We start from the raw sequence: 23,150 nt of genomic DNA, 5'->3' as shown, positions 1-23,150 counted from the left end.
TGATTTCTCCCATCATGAATCATGCCAACTGTACCATGTCTTTCGAAGGTCCGTCTTTTGAATTAATTAACTATTTTTATAAAAATCATACTTTTTTAAAGCGCTTACATTACAATTTTCTCCCTGTTCGTTCAATTCCCGACATGCGTCGGTACTGATTGGGAGATACCCCCATCGTTTTTTTAAATACCGTGCTGAAATAGTGCTGTGTATCATACCCCGTTTGTTCGGCAATATCGTGAATCGAAAGAGGGGTTGTCTCTAACAGGTGAACCGCTTGATCTATGCGCATCTCGGTCAAAAGCTGAACAAATGTCATGCCGAGCTCCTTCTTCATGATCCTGCTCAAATAGACGGACGAAACTTGAAGCGCATCTGCCGTCTGTTTTAAAGAAAACTCCCTTTCAGTGAAATGCTTTTGCATATATTCTTTGGCCCTCGTGACAACCGGCGAGATATTAAATGCTTTCGAGACTTGCTGTCTGCAATGCTGATAGCATTGCGCAGCTGAGCGGCCGTTTTCAGCAAGCTTGGCGAAGCAGACAGCGGCGCTTACCTGCATTTCAGCTTCGATCATCTCTGCAAGCGCCTGCTGTTCAGCTTCTGTAACAGAGCGCCACAGGCAGGCGACGATCAGGCGGTCTCCGTCGAAAAAAACAGCCTTATCCCGTTCAGCGACAAAGAAGCGTTCTACTTTTTCTTTCAGACTGTCAGCTTCAAACGGCTTGTTCCATACATGCCCGGCCGCGATGACACCGAGCGTCTCAGGATCGCGGGCCGGCAGACGGAGGCATTCGAGCTGCCGGTAAACGCCTTCTTCCACTGCCCGGCCTTCGATCCAGCTTCTGAAAACATGCTCTTTCAGAAGGCCGAGGTTTTGTTGAATATGCTGCTCGGCAAGCTTTTGCTCGCTGAGCTTCTTTTTTTCAGCTGCCAGCGACAAGCTGATCTTTTCGAGCACTTGTTCCAGATGAGCGGGATCGACCGGCTTTAACAAATAATCATCGACATTCAGCCGGATTGCTTCTTGCGCGTATGCAAACTGATCGTAGCCCGTCACGATGACAAAGCGGCACTGCGGCAGGGCGCCGCGGAGCTTTTTCATCAGCGTGATTCCGTTGACGATCGGCATATTCAAGTCGACAATCAATAAGTCGATGCCGTGTTTGAGAGCGAGCTCAAATGCCTCCTCGCCATTCTCCGCTTCAGCCGACACCGACATTTGATAGCGCTCCCAAGAGACGGCATCCCGTATTCCTTCCCGAATCCACGGTTCATCATCGGCAATCAGTACGCGCCAACATTCACTCAAGGCTTGTTCCCCCTTTTGTTAAGATTGGGAGCCGTATTGTGACGGCGGTTCCGGCTCCTTTTCGGCTTTGAACCGTTAAACCGTACGGCTCGCCAAATGTAAGGGCGATCCGTTCATGGACGTTGATCATGCCGTAGCCCGCTGTATCATCCCTGTGTTTGAATTGATCGGTTATTTGCTTTAGCGTCTCTTCATCCATTCCGGCTCCGTCATCCTCGATTTTGATAATCAGCGAGCCGTCTTCCTCCATGCCTTTGATCGTAATATGACCCGGCCCCTTTTTTTCTTTAATTCCGTGATAAATCGCATTTTCGACAATCGGCTGAAGCACGAGCTTTAATATCAGGCGGTCGTCACAAAGTCCGGTCATTTCGATTGAGTAGTTTAATTTATCGCGGTATCGCGCTTTTTGGATTTTCAAATAGTTTTCAACATGTGCAAATTCATCAGACAGCGGAATGATATCTTTCCCTTTGCTCAAGGAGATGCGGAACAGCTTGGATAAAGCCTGCACGAGACCGCTGACCTCTACCGCTCCTTTCTTCCTCGCCATCCAATTGATTGTATCCAGCGTGTTGTAGAGAAAATGAGGGTTGATCTGCGCCTGCAGCGCCCTTAATTCGGCTTCTCTTTTTTGGCGCTCTTGTCTTTCTGTGACCGACATCAGCTCCCTGATTCTCATCATCAGGCGATTGAAGCTTTTTCCCAAAAGCCCAATTTCATCTTCCCTTTCCTCCTGATAAAATGTTGAAAAATTCCCGCTTTCCGCCGTTTTCATGACAGCATTCAGCTTCAAAATCGGCCGCGACATGGAATGGGACAAATAATAGGAAGCAGACATTCCGAGAAACGCCGCCGTCAGTAAAAACAAAAGCACATACAAGTGGATTTCCTTCACTTCGAATACGGGTTCACCCGCTTTAAAAACGCCGACCGTTGTCCAGTTCGTAAAGGAAGACGTCTCGTAAATGAATTGATATTCCTCTCCCTTGATCCGCTTCGAAAAATATCCGGACCGGTCTTGACTGAACCACTTTTTCGGCAGAAACAGCTTTGAGGTCTCCGGTGCATAAATATTGCCGCCATTTTCATCCATGATCATCAAATAACCCGTTTTCCCCAAGCGGATATTTTTTGTCGCTTCTGCGAGGACGCGCAGCTTCAAATCGATGAGTACAACACCTTTCACACGCTGTGTCTCAGGATCGATAACAGCTCTGACGGCAGAAACGACCTCGTCTTCTCTGTAGTGCACATGGCTTCTGATATTCCGGTTGACAGGCTTTCCGATCATCTTGAAAATCCCTTCATTAGCTACAGCCGCCAGATACCACGGTTCTTTTGTCAAATCTGTCGGCGTCCGTTCATACATCTCATTGCTGATCATCTCACCCTTATCATTGACGACGAGAATGCCCGCGGCTTCAGAATATAAAGAAGTCAGGCCCTGCAAAAACGTCCTTCTCTTATAATCCGCCTCTCCATCCTCTTTTTCATGATTAAAAAATGCTTCCATTTCTTCATTCATTGATATTAAATATGTCAGGTTTTGCATGTGGCTGACATATACTTCAGCCGTCTTGTTCACTTCGCCGATCAGCTGCAGTGTTTGGTCGATCACCTGTTTTTCAATAATATTTTCAACGGCCCATCCCGATAAAATACCGAGGCCGATCGTCGGCAGCATGCTGATTAGTAAGAGAAGGCTGATCAGCTTATGACGGATCGGCGCATTGTTGATCAAACGTTTAATCATTCGCATAATAGGCTGCCACATTTTCTTTCGTTATGATCGTAATGCCTGTATCGATCGCTGCCGGAAGCGGGCGTTCTTGCTTCAAATGGTGATTTGAGAAAAACAGCATGTGCAGCGACCAATAGCCCATTTGCCATGTGTCCTGACCCATTGTCGCGGAAATCGACCCGCTTTTGATACCGTCCAGCGTTTTCTTGTCTTTATCAAAGCCGATAATACATACTTCCCTTTCAAGTCCCGCCGCCTTCACAGCCCGGGCCACACCGCTCGCTCCATTGGCTTCTGTCGTGAAAATCCCTTTGATGGATGGATTTTTTTCCAGAATCTTCGCTGCTTCTTTTTTCGACGTCAGCTCATCCCCTTTTCCGTCCAAAACCGCGGCGACCTTCATGTTCGGGTATTTTTGCTTGATCGTTTGTTCAAAGCCCTTCGTCCTTTCCTGGTGATTGTACTGCCGCGGCTGGGTAATGATTGCGGTTTCTCCCTTTCCATCTAAAAACTCGGCCATTCGCCTTGCGGCCTCAGCACCCGCTTTCATATTATTTGTGCCGACATATGTAGAGGCTTTGCTGAGCGGGGCGTCTGAATCGAATAAAACGAGCGGAATACCCTGCTCATGCGCCTTGTCAATGACAGGGTTTAAAGCTTTGGGATCTATTGCCGAAAGTGCGATCCCCGCCGGCTTTTTTGCAATGACCTGCTCGAGGACGGTCGTCTGCTCATGGACATCATAATGGGCCGCCCCCCGATACTCGACAGTGACGTTGAAAAGCTGCGCGGCATCCTCAAAGCCTTTCAGGCCGCTCTTCCAATATTCGATTCCCGATTGAAACGTGACCATCACATATTTTTCGGACAGACTTCCGGCCGCCGGCCTTTTGCTTGCTTCTGTAGATCCGGTTTGATCGCCCCGGGAGTAGTCGTAGACATACAGAAAAAACAAACAAAGCATCACGGCATAAACAACTAACAGCTTCTTCATCTTCATCCCCCTGTTGGTCAGAGGACAAGACAGCGTTTACAATCTATCATGAAGTATATATTTGGCCGCATATTTTTCTTAGAATCCAGCTGAGGCATCCTGACAGAAATTTCGCCCGTCCCCTTTTTCATCACAAACAGACAATTTCCCCCCTTGTTTATATGAAATATCTAATCTATTTGACATTTTGCCCGAAAAACCTTGTTTAGTGTTCGACAAGATCGCCTCTTTCTTAAAATTACCTTAAAGTTTGTGAAACAAAAAATAAATATCACAAAAAACACAGCCCTAGGAACCATGACTTTTGCCCTTGAAAGAAAATGGAGAAATGTGCAAAATCGCAGTCATAATAAGGAATCTCCTGCTCCACCGCTTGATTCGATCCTTTAATCACGGTACATTTTTCCTATTCAACTCATTTATACCATGTTGTAACATTAATAAGGTCCTTTAATGAACGGATCCCAACAGGTCATTTGAATCAAATTTTCCGGGAGGTGGCAGTAACATGATCTGGGAAAAAACAGTTTTATACGGGCTGCAAGGTACACTTCTCATCAAAAAACAACAGCTCGAACAACTGAAAAATTGCCAAACTGAATTAGAAGCAGATAAAAAGGAATTTGACGATTCAAAAGACAGCATCAAAAAGCCCGAACTGTCGCCGACAACATGGCAGGGCAGCCTTGCTGATTCTTTTAAAAATGTCAGAAGCGATATGAAAACGGCCTACAATGATATTTGCGGAAAACAGTTAAATGAAGTGTTTAAACAATTAAAAGAGAAAATCTCTTCCTTAAATGATGACATTGATTCACTAGGTAAGGATATCAGCTCATTAAAAACGAAAATTGAAAAGCTGGAAAAAGAAGAAAGAGAAGCCCGCCGCTAAAGGAGTGATTACGATGGGTCAAGAAATCAAAGTCAAAACAGGCGAAGTCAAACAGGCGCTCTCGAAGCTGAAGCATTCAGCCCAAGCTGTAAAACCGAACGTGCCGACAGATATCAGCGGCAAAAACAACCTTGACGTCGTCAAAAAAATCGAAAGCATGAACAAAGATTTGAAAAGCCTGACAAAAGCATACGCTTCGGCTCTCGCTAAACAGATTGCGCAAACCGAACAGGCTGTCAACGCTATAAAAGACGCCGACAAAAAGCTGTCGTCATCGATCAAAGCCAAGTAGAAGGAAGGGACTACGCATTGAAAACTCTAGATGTTCAGGCTTTTCAAACCGGCCTAGACAAAACGCTGACCGAATTAAAAAACCAGACTGACGAGATTTCAAAAGTCAAACAAAGCGTCAAAGGTCTCACCTCCCTTGACGACGCCTTAAAAGGCGCGGGCGGTGAAGCGATCCGCTCGTTCTATGAAGAGTGCCACACCACTTTTCTTCTTTTTTATGAATCTTTTATTTCCGACTATAAAGGACTTTTAGAAAAGACGAAAAGCGCACTTCATTCCCTTGAACCGAACCAAAACGGCTTTATCTCGCAAAGCTTTCTTGAAAACGAACTCCATGACGGCGTCAGTCAAGCCGAATCGCTGACAGGCAGATTGACGTCAAAAGCCAATATGACTATTCTAACAGTCAAAAACATCGTCGACCTGCCCGACCTCGACGATTCAGCCGTCAACGAAAACGCCAAAAAAGCCCAAAGACAAATCAGCGAGACGCTTGAAAAGCTTCATACCTTTGACCGCGAACAGACAAATGCGCTAAAAGCGGCGAGGGATGACCTCGACACAATGAAGCAATACATCCAGCAGCTGGAGAGGATGTATACGGGGCCGAAGATTGAAATCTCGGAATATAAAAGCGGTTCAATTTTAAAAAGTGAATTAAGCGACAGCGAAAATCTGAATGATTTTACAGACAGTCCAATGAAGAAAATGTTGGAAAAGGTTAATCAAAGCACCAATAATACAAGTGCTGAAAATACAGAAGAGGTCAAAGACAATTCAAATGCGCAAGATGAGGACATTTCATTCGATTTTGATAAAAGTGGACTTTTAGGATTTTATGGTACTGGAAATGTTCAAGGTTCTTTTGAAACAAATGAGAAAAAAATCAAAGCGAATTTTGGATTTAGTCTATTCGACACAAATAAAGCATTTAGAGACAAAGGGGAGCCTGAACACCAAAGTTCATTTAAGGCAATTGATTTGGAGTCAAAAGCTGCTTTTCCAAAAAATCAAAACATACCGAAATATCTTTTAGCTGGTCAAATGATTGGTGCTAGTGCAGAAGGTAATCTAGCAGACATGGAAATTGGACATGAAAAGTTTCCAGTTTCGTTTGAAGCTAAAGTCGGTCACGCTCAGTTAGATGCAAATATATCTGAATATAGTGCCTCTTTAGGAGGAGAAGCAAGTGTAGCCGAAGCTGAATTAACCATCACCCCTTTAAATTGGTTAGGTTATGAGCCATTAAAAGAATGGTTTGGTATTGACATAGATCCCTATATTGGTGTAGGTGTATCTGTAGGTAGTGTAGGAATTGGAGGCAGCTTTGGCCTACAAAATGAAATTTATGCAGCAGATGGTGTTGGCGTGTCTTTCAAATTTGGTGCTAAACTAGATGATGAATAAGGAGGGTCTTGATGAATAAAGATTTTTTAGCTAAAAGAGTGAATTCAGCTATTATTGTTGCATCAATCTTTGGGCCGTTTGTATGGTTGTGTATGTTTTCAGCTTTAATTTGGATCACTATAGAAAACAAACTCCCATTTCAAGCCTTTATTGAATTTACAATATTGATCTCAACGTTTTTTTTGTTATTGCCAATATGTTTGCTTATTTACAGAAAAAAAGTTTTATTTAAAAAACATCCTCATCTCGTTAGACAAAAAAGTAATCGTTAGGAGCTTAACAGATGAAAAACATAAAAGAGTATTCCTGGTTACCGATCGGCAGCGTAGTCAAATTAAAAAAAGTGGAAAAACTAGTAATGATTTATGGTCGACACCAGATTCAATCTTCAAGTAAGGAAAGATTTGATTACGTTTCAGTGCCTTATCCGGAAGGAAATATAACCGAAGATTTCAATCTATTTTTCAATCAAAATATGATTGAAGAAGTTTTATTTAAAGGTTTTATTAATGACGAAGAGAAGATTATTCAAGAAAAGTTAAACGAGAAAAGAAAAGAGTCTTTAGACAATAATGAGGTGTAAACTTGTCTAAATTTTTAGAGAAGCGAAGAAATAAAGCTATCTTAATTATTTATTTTATTTTTATATTTTGCATTACTGTGTCTACTTTAGCGGTACCCGTTGAGTGGAAAGGGAAGTTATTTTTGTTTTGTTTTAATACTCTTTCAGCCACTGGGTTCACTTTTATTATTTACATTGTTATGAATAAAATAATGAAAGACTAGTTTAACAAACATCCCTTTCTCCAGGAATGCCTTTCATATAAAAATTAAAATCAAAAGTGGCTTTACATCTAGAAATCCCCGTCAATATTCAATAGCCGAAAAAAAGCTGAGATAACCTGCAATATCGTACAAATACCAGAGCCATATGGGAGCCACTGAAGTTGTATGTTCTTTTTGTTATCTTGTATTATCCCAAGAACCCAATTACGTTTTGTTCTGTTATAACTTTTTATGTATCACCGCGTCTTTATTAATTTACGTGATTGTGATTTTAAGTATGGCTACATTACCTTATCGTTTTCCAAAAATGATGATATTGATTCGTTAGGTAAAGATATCAGCGGCAAAAAACAACCTTGACGTCGTTAAAAAAATCGAAAGCATGAACAAAAATTCGACTTAAATCTATCAAAAAATGGTTTGGTTAAACAGGAGGGAGTATGACACCCGAAATTTTCGTCGAATATTCAGAGTACCTATTATGCGCTATTTTAGGTGCTCAATTTGGTTACGGGTTGCTATTGCTAATTCTCGGAAATCTAATAGTAAATAATTACGAACGTGGAACATTTGAAACGCCTTCAAATTTGTTCAAAAAAACTGTTAATTTTTATACAAGACTCTTTTTCGGTGCTAGTTATTTTGTATATAAACGGCTTTACAAATATAACTGGTTCCTGAGAAAACTATATTACGCCCTTTATCTTCTGGGAAGCGGAATTCTAAGTATCATCATCTTTTATATTTTATCTTTTATTCTCCACTTCATTTTCAGGGTTTAATTTTTTTACAAGGATGTGAAAACAATAAAACATCTCATCACATGTACATCTGAAGAACTAGCAATACTCGTCACGCTATGCGATTATCCGGATTTAGCCAAAAGTATTGCAGAGGCATCTTTAGGAAAAAATTAAGAAAAGAATGGGATGCAATTGCAGTCAGCCGCAACCATCAATCAGCTTATTTTAAAACAATACTGGAATGAAGAAAAAAGCGCAAAGGATGAAAATCCTCTAACTGAAGATGAAAAAGTTCATCGTCTCCTACGTAAATTCGGAATAAATGATCCGCTGTTCCAGTTTTGACAATCAAAACACTTTAATGCTTCACCATTTTGAAAATGAAACATGGCTTTTCCATATGATGACCGTGACATCATACATGAATTTGCGTATGCCGACGAGCAGGAAATCGCCGAGTTTATTAAAGACTATTATTACTTTTCAGCTCACGAAGAGCATGTCCCTTTAAAACTGCGCCTTTCAGATAAGTGCTTGATTGGTTGAGTAATAAAACATGACAGAAAAGGTCCGGAAAAGAAAGTTCTTTTTCACCGGAGGAAGAACATAGCTTTAATCAACTGATAGCCGATCTTGAAGCTAACCAATGGCCGCTAAACAATAACAATATCTCACATATTTACATCCCAAGCTTAAACGATGGACCATTTTTGCAAAACATCGTCTTCTTTATTCCTTCTGCTCAAGGCGTCTGGGTTGCTCAATATGATGAACACAATGAAAAACCTGTACATATTTCATTAAAGACAATTGAACAATGGTATGAATTATTAAAAGGGCTGGAGTATACGGTATCGTTTAAAAATACATAATTATTGATTTCACAAATGAATAAATTTCAAAGCATCTCATTCGGGATGCTTTCTCTTAAGCTAATTTTCAAATTCGGAGCCCTGACAAATTTTATTTTATAGCTTTCATCAGCCGAAATACACGATCCGAATGGTCTGTTCTTTCACATCAATTGATAAAAGGCAGGTGAACACCTTGCTGAAATTAAAAGGAAATCCTAAATACAGGAATTTACCTTCCCGCATCATAACCCATTTAGCATCTAAAAGCTGTGATAAAGATGCTAAGTTAAACATGCTGTGGATGATTTTATTTACTGATTTAATGTGCGGCGTGCTGATCATAGCGATAGGGGAAACATTTTTCACGGCTATATCATTACCTTTTATGACGGGTATTAACATATGGACAGTCATTGTCCTGTTTTTAAAACAGAGTGATCGGAATGATTTGCATTTCACCATATATATGGGGGTAGCTGGCGCTGTATGTTCTTTTTGTTATTTTGTCTTATCACAAGAACTAGTTTACGTTTTGCTCGGTTATGACCTTGTATTTATCATCACGTCTTCATTTGTTTATGTTGTTGTGATTTTAAGTATGGTTCTACATTACCTTATCATTTTCCCAAACTATAAAAAAAAGACAGACAGTACGACTTTGGTAAACTGCTTGTGTTTATTTGGAATAGTCGCTTACATTGCGGCGTTTTTCTTCCTGCATTATTTTGAAGGCGGAGCTACCTATTTTATGAGTTATACCTTTTTGGCATTTACTTTCTTTTTTTCTTTTATGGGGGTTAAATTCATTCATAAATTCTTTTTTATCAAAGCCAATCAAGACTTGATCGATAGACGTTTTAAAAATGGAACATACAGCCCGCGACCGAAAATCATGACCACCGAACAGAGCAATCGCCGGAACACAAACATGATTGATTTACGAAAAAAAAAAACAGATCACAGCTAGCTACAATTGTATTCCTTTGCTTTTCAAGAGATAAGTATCGTTTGACCAAGAAAAAGGAGCTTTTTGATGAAACACGAAAAAAATGTTCTATACAAAAAAATAAATGAAGCGATGATCATCTTCATGATTTTATTCCCTGTAGTTGGTATCTTTTTTGTCATCATGACAATATGGGCGTTAGGAGAACAAGCCCCGTCAGAAATTCCCTTGGTTGTTTCAGTTTTCAGCTTATTTTATTTCGTTCTTCCATTTCTTTTGCATATCTACAGAAAAAAAGTCTGGCTGAAAAAATACATGCAGAATTATAAAAATTCAGAGGGATAAGCGGAGGAAAGTAAGTTTTGCTGAAATTAAAAGAAACAGTTGCATACAAAGATTTACCTACCAATATTCAGTCTCATTTGACAGCTCCCATCAGCCGGGAAACGAAATGGGGAATGGCGTGTTTTATCGTGTTGATGCTGGATATTTTAAGCATATTACCTGTGCTGGTGAACAAAGTAGATTTTTTCACATTCGCCGCTGTTCCTGTTGCTATCCTGATCAATATATGGATGATCATCATGAATACCAAAAGCATGACCGGATATCATCATCACCTTCAATATGTTCGCTTTATGGGCGTATCATTCAGCGGTACGTCATATTGCCAGTTGATCACAGCGCAAAAAATGATGGTTTCTGCTATCGGTTTTCATGTACCGCTGATCAGTCTGTCATTATTCATTTATGCCGCCGTTATTTTCCTCATCATTCGGTATTATTTGGTTGTTTTCCCTGATTCTAAAAAAGGCAAAAGGGAGACAGCAGCTCCGACAAGGATGCTCCTGGCAGCTGTTCCGGCAGGCGGTTTTGTAATAAGTCATGCCGTTTTGCGAGTTTCCGAGTCTGCCGTTTATTTGTTGATGAGTACCGTCTATCTGCTTATGGCTTGTTTATTTTCTATGATGGGGGTCAAATTCATCCACAAATACTTCTTCATCAAAGCGAATCAAGATATCATCAGACAGCATAGGATTTAAGGCACAAGGAGAGGTCATGTTTGAAAGGCAGAAATAAAATCATTCTCTCAGTTTATTCCCTACTTGCAGCAATCATTATTTTGACCGGCCTTGTCAAACCTTCAATGAACTGGAAGGAAAAGCTTGCCGTCATCGGCTTTATGTTCGTTTCAATTTCTTTATTCGCCTTCATCACTTATGTGTTCATAAATAAGCCGAAGAAAGATCAAAGCGCGCCCCGATGCAACATCGTCGCGAAAATCTTTTGGAAGAAATACAGAAAACCGTTCATGCTCTCTTTCTACTTCGTCGGCATCCTGATTGTGGGAACATCCGTGTTTTTCATGCCCGAACTCTCACTCGCTTGGAAATCCGGCGTGTTTGCAATTTTGTTTGCCGTGATATCTGGCGGCTTTTTTACTGTTTATCAAACGGCGAATCAAATGCTGAACCGGTCTTGTTTGGAAAGAATGCCTGACGAAGAATGAGAAGCTTTTTTTAGCAGAAAAAAAGTTTTGTTAAAAAACGCTGGAGTCCGCCATTCATAAAGGAGTAATGATGTCACCAGAAACTTTTGTTGAATATACCGAATATTTCATCGCCGGTATGTTGGCCGCTCATTTCGCTTACAGTTTGGGTTTTTTAATCATTGCGAGTCACATGATCATTGAATATGAAAAAATGGTCTTTTTAAAACCTGAAAAATGGTCCCATAAAATCACAAATACATTCGTTTTTCTTCTTGTCGGAACCGGTTACTTTGTTTACAAACGGCTATTAAAATACAACTGGTTCCTGAGAAAACTGTATTTCGCCCTCTATCTTCTGGGCAGAGGCATTTTAAGCATCATCATCTTTTATATTTTTTCTTTTCTGATCCATCTCATTTTCAGCGTTTAAATCATTTACGATTGGAGAGATCCGAATGTCTAAATTTCTACAAAAACCAAGAAACAAAGCTATCTTATCCGTCTACCTGTTTTTCGTATGCGGCTCCGTTCTCAGCTCTGTTCTGAATCCGGTGATGAGTCTGGGAGAAAAGCTGTTTATCCTCTGTTTTAATATTTTCTCGGCAACTTTATTCGCATTTCTCATTTATGTGCTGCTAAATAAACTGATGAAAGATGAAGACCGCAAACATCCGGCAGACCCCGAAAGAAACGGGATTAATCAAGTGATTTGGAAAAAATACAAAAAGCCGCTGATCCTGTTTGTTTATTTTGGCGGCGTGTTTTCCGTCTGCGCTGTTATTATTCCCATGTCGATATATACCGTTGCTGAAAAGCTCGTGATCCTTTCGATCGCGATTATTATCATTACAATTGGCTGTATTTTGGCTTATAAAGTGACGAATAAAATGTTGCAGAAATGAAGAAAAGGACTATGAATCGCCATAGTCCTTTTCATCATTTCCTTAATTCCCCCAGCGTCTCTTCCCACCGCCGCAAAACCGCCGCTTCATCCTTCAGCTCAATCTGAACGCCGGAGATGATATCGGCGTATTTTGCGATATCTTCCCGGGCCGCTTCGACGGTGCCGGCGAAGCGCGCTCTCGGGTGTTTGGCGTCTTTTAATTCGGGCAGTTTCTTTAAAGACAGCCGCACATAATGTGCTTTGCCTTTCCAGCAAGTGACGAAGAGCGCCCGGCCTGTTCTCGCGATGTTCGAGGTTGTCGTTGTGCCTTGCCAGAGAGCCAGGTGGATGTCGGTTTTGTTCAAGGCGAGGATTTCGCCGGCGCTGATCATCGCTGTGTGCGGCCAGCCTTCTTCTGTGACGGTCTGGAGCATCATCGCTTCGCGCCGCTTTCCGGCGAGTTTCTCTCCGTTTAACAGCTGAAATAATTCGTTTGATAGCTGAGCCATGCCGGATGCCTCCCTTTAGATTTTCCGATCTGGAACCGCTGGCACTTGTACGGCTGTTTCGACTTCAGAAGGGTCGATTTTAAAGGCCGGATTGTATTTTTCAGGATTTGTGATCGTCTCCGGCTCCGATGATCTCCAAGTGAAAAAGCAGTGCTGACATTGATAAACTTCCCAGGCTCCTTCAACGGGTGACTTGCTGACGGTTTCCGCTTTTTTTAATTCGCAGCGCGGACATGTATGCATGATGAAACACTCTCCTCTTTTATTGATTTAGCAGATTCATTAGTTTCGCTTCCCACTCTTTCGTTCCTATAGGGGAATCGAGCGGTTGTGAATAGTGTCCTCTTGTTTCCGGGGCCACAGGTGTTGTCGCGTCCAAGATCATTTTGTGGGTGATTCCCGCCGGTTCAGAACCCGGGTCAAGCGCCAGAACGGATAAATCCGGGATAATGACTGCATCGTGTTTTGGATGCATTTTCGTTGAAATGGCCCACATCACTTGCGGGAGATTAAACGGATCGACGTCTTCGTCAACGAGGATCACCATTTTGCAGTAGCCGAGGCCGTGCGGCGTCGTCAGCGCGCGCATACCGACAGCTTTGGCGAATCCGCCGTAGCGGCTTTTCGTTGAGACAATGGCGATCAAGCCGTGTGTATACATCGCGTTTACCGCGACAATTTCATTCGGATAGGCCTCTTTTAGCTGCTGGTAAAGCGGCACACATGTATTAATGCCGACCATGTAGTCAACCTCAGTCCAAGGCATGCCTAAATAGAGGTGTTCAAAAATCGGGTTGTTGCGGTGGCAGACGCGCTTGATTTTGATGATCGGCATGCTTCTTCCGCCTGAATAGTGGCCGGTAAACTCGCCGAACGGGCCTTCATACTCGCGTTCGCCCGCCAGGATCTCACCTTCGAGAACCACTTCCGCGCCCCATGGGATATCTAAGTTAGACAGTTTTGATTTGACGATTTTATAAGGTTCACCTTGCAAGGCCCCTGCCATTTCGTATTCTGATTGATCGTATAAGAGCGGTGTGGATGCCGCCGTTGCAATGACCGGTTCGCAGCCGAGCGCAATCGTGACAGGCAGGTTTTCGCCGCGCTCTTCAGCCTGACGCAGGTGGATTGCAATATCATGCTGCGGGACGGGCTGAATGCCGAGACGGTCTTTTCCTTTTACCTGCAGTCTGTACATGCCGACGTTTTGTTTGCCGAAGTGTTCCGGATCCTCGACATCTCTGGAAATGACGCATGCCTTGTCTAAATAAAAGCCGCCGTCGCCCTGATTGATGCGGAAGAGCGGCAGAATGTCAAACAGGTTGATGTCTTCTGTGATGTCATTTTCGTGAAACGGCGCTGTCTCCTCTCTTTGCACTTTTACAGGAAATTGATCATAGCGGCGTGCGAATTCAAAGAACTGTTCTTTGACCGGCGTGTCTTTCGGAAGGCCGAGCATTAACGCGTGGTTCGGCCAGGAGCCGATGACATTCAGGGCGATTTGGGCATTGTTATAGCCGTAAATGTTGTTGAATAAAAGAGCGGGTGATTTGTCTCCGAGGTTATTGGCGGCGCGTGCAGCGGCACCCAAATCGGGTTCCGGCTTCACCTCTTCCTGAACTTCAAGAAGCTGTCCTTCTTTTTTCAGCGTGTTTAAAAAATCTCTAAAATCTTGATAAGCCATTCTGTTATCCTCCTTATTTCTTCTGTTTCATTCCTTCCCAGCGCTTCGCTTCAGACAGATGGATTCCAAATTGGTCCAGCGTCCGGAATACGATATGGTCGACCATTTCGCTCAGATTTTGGGGATGATTATAAAAAGCCGGCATCGGCGGCAGGATCACCGCGCCCATTTTTGTCAGCTCAAGCATGTTTTCAAGATGAATCTGGTTCAGCGGCGTCTCCCTTGTTAACAGCACAAGCTTTTTCCGTTCCTTCAGCATGACGTCCGCCGAACGGGTCAACAGGTTATCCGCCATACCGGTGCGAATGCCCGCCAACGTCTTCATGCTGCACGGTGCGACAATCATTCCGTCCGTTTGAAAGGAACCGCTTGAAATGCGGGCCGCCTGGTCTTTGTGGGAATACGTAAAAGATGCGAGCTTTTCTACGTCTTTCATCGTATATCCCGTTTCGTGCAGAATCGTTGCCGCTGCCCACGGAGAGATGACTAGGTGTGTCTCTGCGTCGGTTTTCTTCAGCCACTCCAGCATCCGCACGCCAAATATCGCGCCGGTCGCGCCCGTAATTCCGACGATGATGTTCATATGCGCCCCCCCTTTCCCTCTTGGTGCTTCAGTTAAAATGATACGCCTCTATTTACCATATTGAAAATATCTGTTAAATCTATATATAATACTTTAAAGGTATAAAAAGGAGTGCCGAGAAAATGGATATTCGCCAGTTAAAGTACTTTGTTACGATCGCACAGGAAGGAAAGATTACAACGGCGGCGAAACGGCTTCATATCGCCCAGCCGCCCCTCTCCAGACAGTTGAAGCAGATGGAAGAGGAGCTCGGAGTCGTTTTATTTGACCGGAACAAAAAGAAAAACCTGACGCTGACCTATGAAGGAGAAGTGTTTTTGAAAAGAGCAAAAGAAATCCTGCACAAGCTTGAGGATTCCATCTTGGAGGTTCGGGAGCTGCGTGAAGAAGTCAACGGAACCCTTGCCGTCGGTTCAACGATTTACTGTGCGGCTCTATTGCTCTCAAAAGTCTCGAAGATCAGGGGAATGTACCCGAATTTAATGTTTAACATTTGGGAAGGTGAGCCTTCACGGCTGAGCGGGCTCTTGGAAAACCGGCAGATCGATGCGGCGGTCACGACAACGCCTTTCCACAGCAAAAATATCGAAGCAAAGAGCCTGCCGGAGGTCCCATGCAAGCTCGTTCTTCCGGGGAATCAGTCGTATGGCTTAAAAGGGGAAGCCGGAATGAAAGAAATTGCCGGTCTGCCGCTGATTCTGCTCAGACCGTCGCACGGAAAAGGGATTTATGATGAGGTCGTCCATCACTTTCACTCATTGGACCTTGAGCCGAGGGTCGTCTGTGAGTGCCATGATTCTACAACGCTCCTCAGCCTTGTCACCTCGGGATTCGGAGCAACGATTCTGCCGCTGTCCATGCTGCCGGCGCATTTTGCGCGTCATGTTCAGACATTGGAGATTCAAGACAATCCGTTCATTCTGCAGCCATCTGTCGTTTGGCGGGCCGGCAGTTTTCTGCCGAAGCCCGTAAGAGAGTTTTTGGCTTTATTTTGATAATAAAAAAGAAAAGGCATCATGCCGATGCCTTCTCCTTTTCATTGGTTACAGCAGCTTCTTCCCTAACAGCGATTCGATCAGTTCGACGGCCGCCTCACCGGTTTTATTTTTATGATCAAGTATCGGGTTGACTTCAACAAACTCGGCAGAAGTAATGATATCTGCGTCATAAAGCATTTCCATCGCCAAATGGCTTTCCCTGTAGCTGATGCCTCCGACGACAGGGGTGCCGACTCCCGGAGCGTCGCTCGGATCAAGACCGTCCAGATCGAGGCTCAGATGAATGCCGTCGCAATTTGCTGACAGATACTCGATCGTTTCCTCTATCACCTTCGTCATGCCAAGCCTGTCGATTTCGTGCATGGTGTAGACTTTCATGCCGGTTTCACGGATATATTTGCGCTCTCCTTCATCAAGCGAGCGGGCACCAATGATGACGACATGCTCCGGCTTGACTTTCGGCGTATAGCCGTGAAGGTTGACCAGCTTTTCGTGGCCGACACCGAGACTTACCGCCAGCGGCATACCGTGGATGTTGCCTGACGGCGATGTCTCCAGCGTATTTAAGTCGCCGTGTGCGTCATACCAAATCACGCCGAGTTGTTGATAATGCTTGGCTACCCCCGCCAATGTCCCGATGGCTATGCTGTGGTCTCCGCCCAACACGAGCGGGAAGCGGCGCTGCTCGATGACATTGTCGACGATATCAGCCAGCTTGCGGTTTCCTTCTAGTACGGAAACTAAATTTTTCAGCCCTTCGTCTCCTTTTGGCTGATCGCGATTGATCGGCACATCGCCCAGATCATCGATATCATAGCCAAGCTCGGTCAGACGTTCCACGATATGAGCGTAGCGAATCGCGCTCGGTCCCATATCCACACCGCGCCGCGCCTGTCCCAAGTCCATCGGCATTCCAATCAGAGAAACTTGCTTATTCATCAATAACCACCTCATCGTTTGTTTTGTTTTGATAGATCAATGCTTCTTGTCGCTCAAGACCCTGGCGTTTTTTCACAAATACGTGATAAACAAAGTAGCAGGCCGACATGAACAAAATCCCGCAGTACAATGCCATCCTCTGCTCTGAATCAAAGGCAAGGCTCACAAGGACGGCGCTGTTTAAAATAAATCCCGTCAGCGGCAAATAAGGGTAAAGAGGCGTTTTAAATTTCAAGTCTTCAACCTTACCGCCTTCTTTAACATATCTTCTGCGAAATAGCAGCTGTGATACCGTAATCGTGATCCAGCCGACTTGTGCGCTTAAACCGGCTAGAGACAGAAGCCAGATGTAGAGCGTTTCCGCGGCAACTACGCTTGAGACGAGGGACAAACCCGCAAAACCGAGCGTGATCCACAGCGCATTCATCGGGATCCCTCTTTTATTGACCCGGCTTAAAGCCTGAGCGGCCATTCCTTCTTTCGCAAGAGAGTAAAGCATCCTTGTCGATGCGTACAAACCCGAATTCGCCACCGATAATAAAGCAATTAAAATAACAAAGTTCATCAGATCGGCGGCATACGGAATGCCAATTTGTTCAAATACGACAACGAACGGGCTTTCAACAACCCCCGCTTTTTCCCATGGAATCAACCCCGCCAGGACAAATACGGACAGGCCGAAAAACACAAGTGTCCGCCAGACCGTCTGTTTGATGGAGCGGGGCACCGTTTTTTCCGGATTTTCGCTTTCCCCCGCCGCGATCCCGATCAGCTCTGTCCCTTGAAAGGCAAAGTTGACGGTGATCATCGTGATAAAGATCGCGCCGAATCCGTTTGGAAAAATTCCGTCTCCAATCAGATTGGAAAAGAACGGTGCAGCCTGTCCGTCTTTCATATCGATAAATCCGAACATCGCGCCTCCGCCGAGGATAATAAACAGAAGGATGACGATAATTTTAATGCCGGACAGCCAAAATTCCGATTCCCCGAAGGCTTTCGCCGATAGCGCGTTAAGCGAAAAAAGCAGCAGACCGAAAATCAAACACCATATCCAGACGCCGACATCGGGAAACCACCTTTTCATCAGCTGCCCCGCCGACAGAAATTCCAAAGCAACCGTAACCGACCAGCCGAGCCAGTAGATCCAGCCGACGGCAAATCCTGTGGCAGGCCCGATAAATTTTGTCGCGTACGTCTGAAAAGAGCCTGAAACCGGCATTGCCACTGCGAGCTCCCCGAGGCAAAGCATCGTAAAATACATGATCATTCCGCCCGCTAAATAAGAAAGAATCGCGCCGATCGGCCCGGCTTCATTGATCGTATATCCTGTTCCAAGAAAAAAGCCGGTTCCGATGACGCCGCCAAGCGAGATCATAAACAAATGGCGTGATTTCATCGTTCTTTTCAGTGTATATTGTTCACGGTTTTCATGGTTCAAACCGCCTTCACCCCTTCCGTTTCCATTCTCCCTAATGTCATCTCCCCCTATGACATATAGACTATTTTTTAAATCTTCTGAACATTTTCCTGATATTTCAATTTTTGACAAACTTCGCACATGCGGCGAAAAAACGGGCTGAACAATCCCCTTATTGTTCAGCCGTCCGCTTTACTTCGACAAAACACGGGTAATCTTTTCAATCGCCCAATCCAAATCCTCATTTGAAATAACAAGAGGAGGCGCAAAGCGAATCACCGTTTCATGCGTTTCTTTGCAGAGCAGGCCTTCTTCTTTCAAACGCTCGCAATACGGACGCGCCGCCTCGGTCAGCTCAACCCCAATGAACAGCCCTCTGCCGCGCACTTCTTTGATTTTTGGATTATCGATTTGCGAGAGCTTCTCTTTAAAATATTCCCCGAGCTCCAGCGACCGTTCAGCGAGCCGCTCATCTTCCAACACTTCAAGGGCGGCGATCGATACGGCGCATGCAAGCGGGTTCCCTCCAAAAGTCGACCCGTGTGAGCCGGGATTAAACACGCCAAGCACATCTCTGTTTGCAGCAATACACGATATTGGGAACACGCCGCCTCCGAGCGCTTTTCCTAAAATGTACATGTCCGGTGTGACATCCTCCCAATCAGAGGCGAACATTTTGCCTGTTCGTGCAAGCCCTGACTGTATTTCGTCAGCGATAAACAAGACATTGCGTTCTTTACAGACTTCTGCAGCCTGTTTCAAAAAGCCTTCCGGCGGAATGACAATACCCGCTTCACCCTGAATCGGCTCAATTAAGAAAGCGGCCGTATTCGGTGTGATCGCCTGTTTCAGCGCCTCCAGATCCCCGTATGGAATCAGCTTGATGCCAGGAAGCATCGGCCCGAAACCGCGTTTATACTCTTCTTCTGATGAAAGCGACACAGCCAGCATCGTCCGGCCGTGAAAATTGCCTACACATGCGATAATTTCAGCCTTATTGTCCGGAACGCCTTTTACATCATAAGCCCAGCGCCGGGCTGCTTTAATCGCGGACTCAACCGCTTCCGCTCCGGTGTTCATCGGCAGAACCATATCTTTCCCCGTTAATGAAGCGACCTTTTCATAGAAAGGACCAAGCTGGTCATTGTGAAAAGCTCTCGACGTCAAGGTGATTTTGTCGGCCTGATCTTTTAACGCCTGGATGATTTTCGGATGCCTGTGCCCTTGATTCACTGCGGAATAAGCGCTCAGCATATCCATGTATCGGTTGCCTTCCGGATCTTTCACCCACGCGCCTTCCGCTTCAGAAATCACGATCGGCAGAGGATGATAGTTATTCGCGCCAAAATGTGCGGTTTGCTTCATAATTTTCTCGGACTTTGATAGAACCGTCATTCTGATTCCTCCTTCTTATTTTTGGACATACATGCCAGATGTCGTATTTTGTTTCACACTATTTTATATGCAAGGATCGTGCCAATCTTAAAACCGCAAATTTTCAGAACATTGCATGTATAATTCGCAAAAAATTTTGCGGTTTTTATTCAAAGGTGCAAAAATAAATGCATATTTTTTTGCACCCTTATCAAATCTTCACTTACAATGGAGAGACAGTTACGAACAAAGGGGGATGTCACTTGCTGAAGAATTATGATTTACTCAAGCTTATTTTTCAAAGAATTATAGATGAAATCGATATCGGCTTGCATGTCGTCGACGAAAACGGCACATCTGTTGTCTATAACAAAAAAATGAGCCAGATTGAAGGGATGGATGTCAACGATGTGCTCGGCAAAAACGTGCTGGACGTGTTTACCTTTGCCAGCCAATATGACAGCACTCTCCTGCAGGCGCTGCATCACGGGAAAACGAACAAAAACGTCAAGCAGACCTACTTCAATAACAAGGGCCAGGAAATTACGACCGTCAATCATACGTTTCCCATTATGGAAAACGGGAATACGAAAGGAGCGGTTGAGATTGCCAAAGATGTCACAAAGCTTGAACGGCTGATCAGAGAAAATATGAACAAAACAGAAAACACAAAGTATACGTTTGACAGTCTGATCGGCGTCAGCCCGGCGTTCAAGGAAGTCATTGAACATGCAAAGCGGGCGACCCGGACCTCTTCCTCCATTCTCATCGTCGGCGACACCGGAACCGGAAAAGAACTGTTCGCCCAAAGTATACATAACGGAAGCCAGCGGTCGACTGGCCCATTCATCTCACAAAACTGCGCAGCCCTCCCGGAAAGCCTCGTTGAAGGCCTTTTATTCGGCACGGCCAAAGGCGCATTCACGGGTGCCGTCGATCGCCCGGGTCTTTTCGAACAAGCAGACGGCGGCACACTTCTCCTTGACGAGATCAATTCTTTGGACTTCAGCTTGCAGGCAAAGCTTTTGCGCGCGATTCAAGAAAAAACGATCAGGCGGATCGGCGCTTCGAAGGATACTCCGATCGATGTCAGGATCATCGCGACGATGAACGAAGATCCAGTCGACGCGGTCAGCGGGCAAAGACTGCGAAAAGATTTGTATTACAGGCTGAGTGTCGTCACCTTGTTCATTCCTCCATTAAAAGATCGAAAGGAAGATATCATGCCGCTCACCCAGCATTTTATCGACAAATACAACGCATTGTTCCAAATGGAGGTCAAAGGTTTTGAAGAAGAGGTGCAGCGGTTTCTGCTTTCATACGATTGGCCGGGAAACGTCAGAGAACTTGAACATTTAATTGAAGGCGCCATGAATTTGATGTCTTACGAAGACAAACTCGAGCTGACGCACCTTCCATTGCAATACAGGACAAAACCAGCGGCAAAAAAGCAGCTGCCGCAGCAGGGCTATGATCTGTTCGCCCCGCTTCCTTCCGTCTCGGCAGCTCCTTTGAAGGAACAAATCGAGAATGCCGAAAAGTATTATATTCAAAAAACCGTTAAAAAATGCAATTACAATGTGTCCCAAGCGGCGCGGGTTCTGGGGATCAGCAGGCAGAGCCTGCAATACAGGCTTAAAAAATGGAAGATCCGTTTTGATCAGGAATCAGAATGATTATCACTAAAAACGAATTTCTTGACTCATACTAAAAAAGGTTTATGCTTTACTTTTGTAAGACCGTTAAGTACAATCATATCAACTAAATCCAATCAGAAAAGTGGGGAATAAAATGAAGAAAGCAATATTCGCTGTATTACTGACGCTGTTGATCACCGTGATGGCCGCATGCGGCGCGTCAGGGGACAATTCCAAGGATAAAAACGCAGCAGGCGACAGCCTCTGGTCTTCAATTAAAGATAAAGGCGTTTTGACCGTCGGTACTGAAGGAACGTACGAACCATTTACATTCCACGATAAAAAAACAGATCAATTAACAGGTTATGATGTCGAAGTGATGCAGGAAGTCGCCAAGCGCCTCAACCTGAAAGCTGAATTTAAAGAAACGCAGTGGGACAGCATGTTTGCCGGCCTCAACTCCAAGCGTTTTGACGTCGTTGCCAACCAAGTCGGGAAGAAAGACCGTGAAAATCAGTATGATTTTTCCGATTCATATACAACTTCCCAAGCCGTCGTTGTCACAAAAGCGGACAACAACGATATAAAAGCTGAAGGGGACGTCAAAGGGAAAAAAGCTGCACAATCTTTGACAAGCAACTATAATGACCTTGCGAAAAACGCCGGCGCTGAAATCGAAGGCGTGGAAGGAATGGCTCAAGCGTTTCAGTTGATTCAGCAGGGCCGTGTCGACCTCACCTTTAACGATAAACTGGCGGTGCTGAACTATTTGAAGACATCAGGAAACAAAAACCTGAAAGTCGCTTTTGAAACAGGCGAGCCGCAAACTACGCATTTTGCTTTCCGCAAAGGAAGCGGCGAGCTGGTTGACAAGGTCAACTCCGCGCTGAAAGACATGAAAGAGGATGGCACACTCGCGAAAATAGCGAAGAAATGGTTTGGCGAAGATGTTTCTAAATAATATACAAGCGGCGGCCATCGGCGCGGCGATCCCCTGGGATCTTGTGCGTGAATCATTTTGGCCGATCTTTTTAAGGGGAATCTATTACTCGATTCCCCTTGCCATTCTCTCTTTTATATTCGGTATGATCATCGCATTGATCACGGCGCTGGCGAGAATGTCCAAATCCCGCATTTTAAGAGCGGTTTTCGGCATTTATGTCTCAGCGATCCGCGGAACGCCGCTGCTCGTTCAGCTATTCATTATTTTTTACTTGTTTCCAGCATTTCAAATCACGATTGACCCGTTTCCGAGCGCGATCATTGCCTTTTCATTAAATGTCGGCGCATATGCTTCGGAAATCATCAGGGCTTCCATCCTTTCCGTTCCGAAAGGGCAGTGGGAAGCGGCTTATTCGATTGGAATGACTCAAAAAACGGCCCTTACCAGGGTCATCCTGCCGCAGGCTGTACGCGTGTCGATTCCGCCATTATCCAATACATTCATCAGCTTGGTTAAAGACACATCGCTTGCGTCACAAATTCTTGTTGCTGAATTATTCCGGAAAGCCCAGGAAATCGGGGCCAGCAATCTAGACCAAATTTTAATCATTTATATGGAAGCCGCATTCATCTATTGGATCATCTGCTTTGTTCTCGCGCTTGTTCAGCAGCAGATTGAACGGCGATTGGACCGGTATGTGGCCAGGTAAGGAGGGAAATAGA

General features: G+C 44.5%; 27 protein-coding genes. 17 read left to right on the top strand and 10 right to left on the bottom strand.

Annotation, left to right across the window (positions count from 1 at the left end; genetic code table 11):
• Nucleotides 1-109: 109 nt before the first annotated feature.
• Genes MHH76_RS02405 through MHH76_RS02395 form a run of 3 tightly spaced genes read right to left on the bottom strand, consistent with a single transcriptional unit; the run spans nt 110 to nt 4,050 of the window.
• On the bottom strand, nt 110-1,312 hold the full coding sequence (locus MHH76_RS02405; RefSeq protein ID WP_020450147.1) for a response regulator: 1,203 nt from the start codon (nt 1,310-1,312) through the stop codon (nt 110-112).
• Nucleotides 1,305-3,068 carry a sensor histidine kinase gene (locus tag MHH76_RS02400; protein WP_199792120.1) on the bottom strand — a complete coding sequence of 588 codons (1,764 nt, stop codon included), beginning with the start codon at nt 3,066-3,068 and terminating at the stop codon, nt 1,305-1,307. The genes MHH76_RS02405 and MHH76_RS02400 overlap by 8 nt, the downstream gene beginning before the upstream one ends.
• The gene (locus tag MHH76_RS02395) at nt 3,061-4,050 is read right to left on the bottom strand and encodes a substrate-binding domain-containing protein (protein ID WP_020450145.1); all 990 of its coding nucleotides are present in this window, start codon (nt 4,048-4,050) and stop codon (nt 3,061-3,063) included. Before MHH76_RS02395 ends, MHH76_RS02400 begins: the two co-directional genes overlap by 8 nt.
• A gap of 508 nt (nt 4,051-4,558) precedes the next feature.
• On the opposite strand from MHH76_RS02395, the gene MHH76_RS02390 reads away from it, so the two are divergent.
• From MHH76_RS02390 to MHH76_RS02330, 13 genes are all read left to right on the top strand, one after another.
• Nucleotides 4,559-4,942, top strand: coding sequence for a DUF5082 family protein (locus tag MHH76_RS02390; protein WP_003178893.1), 384 nt, complete (start codon nt 4,559-4,561; stop codon nt 4,940-4,942).
• Between the two features lie 13 nt (nt 4,943-4,955).
• Nucleotides 4,956-5,234, top strand: a complete 279-nt coding sequence (locus MHH76_RS02385) for a YwqI/YxiC family protein (RefSeq protein ID WP_020450144.1) — start codon at nt 4,956-4,958, stop codon at nt 5,232-5,234.
• Between the two features lie 17 nt (nt 5,235-5,251).
• Nucleotides 5,252-6,640, top strand: a complete 1,389-nt coding sequence (locus MHH76_RS02380) for an LXG domain-containing protein (protein WP_020450143.1) — start codon at nt 5,252-5,254, stop codon at nt 6,638-6,640.
• A gap of 11 nt (nt 6,641-6,651) precedes the next feature.
• The gene (locus tag MHH76_RS02375; RefSeq protein WP_020450142.1) at nt 6,652-6,912 is read left to right on the top strand and encodes a hypothetical protein; all 261 of its coding nucleotides are present in this window, start codon (nt 6,652-6,654) and stop codon (nt 6,910-6,912) included.
• Between the two features lie 11 nt (nt 6,913-6,923).
• Nucleotides 6,924-7,223 (top strand): DUF4176 domain-containing protein, encoded by a 300-nt coding sequence (locus tag MHH76_RS02370; protein WP_020450141.1) that lies wholly within the window; start codon nt 6,924-6,926, stop codon nt 7,221-7,223.
• Nucleotides 7,224-8,556: 1,333 nt separating this feature from the next.
• On the top strand, nt 8,557-8,715 hold the full coding sequence (locus MHH76_RS02365; protein ID WP_023855650.1) for a hypothetical protein: 159 nt from the start codon (nt 8,557-8,559) through the stop codon (nt 8,713-8,715).
• 164 nt (nt 8,716-8,879) lie between these two features.
• The gene (locus MHH76_RS02360) at nt 8,880-9,041 is read left to right on the top strand and encodes a hypothetical protein (protein ID WP_023855651.1); all 162 of its coding nucleotides are present in this window, start codon (nt 8,880-8,882) and stop codon (nt 9,039-9,041) included.
• A 175-nt stretch (nt 9,042-9,216) separates the two neighbouring features.
• Nucleotides 9,217-9,990, top strand: a complete 774-nt coding sequence (locus tag MHH76_RS02355) for a hypothetical protein (RefSeq protein WP_020450137.1) — start codon at nt 9,217-9,219, stop codon at nt 9,988-9,990.
• 66 nt (nt 9,991-10,056) lie between these two features.
• Nucleotides 10,057-10,314: a hypothetical protein gene (locus MHH76_RS02350; protein ID WP_020450136.1), complete on the top strand. Its 258-nt coding sequence runs from the start codon at nt 10,057-10,059 to the stop codon at nt 10,312-10,314.
• 17 nt (nt 10,315-10,331) lie between these two features.
• Nucleotides 10,332-11,012, top strand: coding sequence for a hypothetical protein (locus tag MHH76_RS02345; protein WP_020450135.1), 681 nt, complete (start codon nt 10,332-10,334; stop codon nt 11,010-11,012).
• 20 nt (nt 11,013-11,032) lie between these two features.
• Complete coding sequence (locus MHH76_RS02340; protein WP_020450134.1) at nt 11,033-11,479, top strand: hypothetical protein; 447 nt, start codon at nt 11,033-11,035, stop codon at nt 11,477-11,479.
• 70 nt (nt 11,480-11,549) lie between these two features.
• A complete protein-coding gene (locus MHH76_RS02335) occupies nt 11,550-11,891 on the top strand; it encodes a hypothetical protein (protein ID WP_023855653.1) in 342 nt (113 codons plus the stop codon).
• 25 nt (nt 11,892-11,916) lie between these two features.
• Nucleotides 11,917-12,363, top strand: coding sequence for a hypothetical protein (locus MHH76_RS02330; RefSeq protein ID WP_023855654.1), 447 nt, complete (start codon nt 11,917-11,919; stop codon nt 12,361-12,363).
• A gap of 34 nt (nt 12,364-12,397) precedes the next feature.
• Here the strand turns inward: MHH76_RS02330 and MHH76_RS02325 are convergent, their stop codons facing one another.
• From MHH76_RS02325 to MHH76_RS02310, 4 genes are read right to left on the bottom strand one after another with little or no spacing between them, the layout of a single operon-like run.
• Nucleotides 12,398-12,853: a pyridoxamine 5'-phosphate oxidase family protein gene (locus tag MHH76_RS02325; RefSeq protein WP_043054054.1), complete on the bottom strand. Its 456-nt coding sequence runs from the start codon at nt 12,851-12,853 to the stop codon at nt 12,398-12,400.
• Nucleotides 12,854-12,868: 15 nt separating this feature from the next.
• On the bottom strand, nt 12,869-13,096 hold the full coding sequence (locus MHH76_RS02320; protein WP_020450130.1) for a non-oxidative hydroxyarylic acid decarboxylases subunit D: 228 nt from the start codon (nt 13,094-13,096) through the stop codon (nt 12,869-12,871).
• Nucleotides 13,097-13,115: 19 nt separating this feature from the next.
• Nucleotides 13,116-14,537 (bottom strand): non-oxidative hydroxyarylic acid decarboxylases subunit C, encoded by a 1,422-nt coding sequence (locus tag MHH76_RS02315; protein ID WP_023855656.1) that lies wholly within the window; start codon nt 14,535-14,537, stop codon nt 13,116-13,118.
• Between the two features lie 13 nt (nt 14,538-14,550).
• A complete protein-coding gene (locus MHH76_RS02310) occupies nt 14,551-15,120 on the bottom strand; it encodes a non-oxidative hydroxyarylic acid decarboxylases subunit B (RefSeq protein WP_023855657.1) in 570 nt (189 codons plus the stop codon).
• A 122-nt stretch (nt 15,121-15,242) separates the two neighbouring features.
• Between MHH76_RS02310 and MHH76_RS02305 the strand changes: the two genes are divergently transcribed.
• Entirely contained in the window at nt 15,243-16,115 is an 873-nt protein-coding gene (locus MHH76_RS02305; protein ID WP_023855658.1) for a LysR family transcriptional regulator, read from the top strand.
• 48 nt (nt 16,116-16,163) lie between these two features.
• Here MHH76_RS02305 and rocF read toward each other — a convergent pair whose 3' ends face one another.
• The 3 genes from rocF to MHH76_RS02290 form a co-directional block, all read right to left on the bottom strand.
• A complete protein-coding gene (gene rocF / locus MHH76_RS02300; RefSeq protein ID WP_020450126.1) occupies nt 16,164-17,057 on the bottom strand; it encodes an arginase in 894 nt (297 codons plus the stop codon).
• Nucleotides 17,050-18,453, bottom strand: a complete 1,404-nt coding sequence (locus MHH76_RS02295; protein WP_223254835.1) for an amino acid permease — start codon at nt 18,451-18,453, stop codon at nt 17,050-17,052. The genes rocF and MHH76_RS02295 overlap by 8 nt, the downstream gene beginning before the upstream one ends.
• 213 nt (nt 18,454-18,666) lie before the next feature.
• A complete protein-coding gene (locus MHH76_RS02290) occupies nt 18,667-19,869 on the bottom strand; it encodes an ornithine--oxo-acid transaminase (RefSeq protein ID WP_020450124.1) in 1,203 nt (400 codons plus the stop codon).
• 242 nt (nt 19,870-20,111) lie between these two features.
• Here MHH76_RS02290 and MHH76_RS02285 point away from each other — a divergent pair, with 242 nt between their 5' ends.
• The 3 genes from MHH76_RS02285 (at nt 20,112) to MHH76_RS02275 (ending at nt 23,137) form a co-directional block, all read left to right on the top strand.
• The gene (locus MHH76_RS02285) at nt 20,112-21,524 is read left to right on the top strand and encodes a sigma-54-dependent Fis family transcriptional regulator (RefSeq protein ID WP_023855659.1); all 1,413 of its coding nucleotides are present in this window, start codon (nt 20,112-20,114) and stop codon (nt 21,522-21,524) included.
• Between the two features lie 115 nt (nt 21,525-21,639).
• The gene (gene tcyA / locus MHH76_RS02280) at nt 21,640-22,446 is read left to right on the top strand and encodes a cystine ABC transporter substrate-binding lipoprotein TcyA (RefSeq protein ID WP_020450122.1); all 807 of its coding nucleotides are present in this window, start codon (nt 21,640-21,642) and stop codon (nt 22,444-22,446) included.
• Nucleotides 22,433-23,137: an amino acid ABC transporter permease gene (locus MHH76_RS02275; protein ID WP_020450121.1), complete on the top strand. Its 705-nt coding sequence runs from the start codon at nt 22,433-22,435 to the stop codon at nt 23,135-23,137. Before tcyA ends, MHH76_RS02275 begins: the two co-directional genes overlap by 14 nt.
• Nucleotides 23,138-23,150: the final 13 nt, after the last annotated feature.

The organism is Bacillus sp. FSL L8-0193, assembly GCF_037976065.1.
GTDB lineage: Bacteria > Bacillota > Bacilli > Bacillales > Bacillaceae > Bacillus > Bacillus paralicheniformis.
This window is presented reverse-complemented; position numbering and strand designations above follow the sequence as displayed.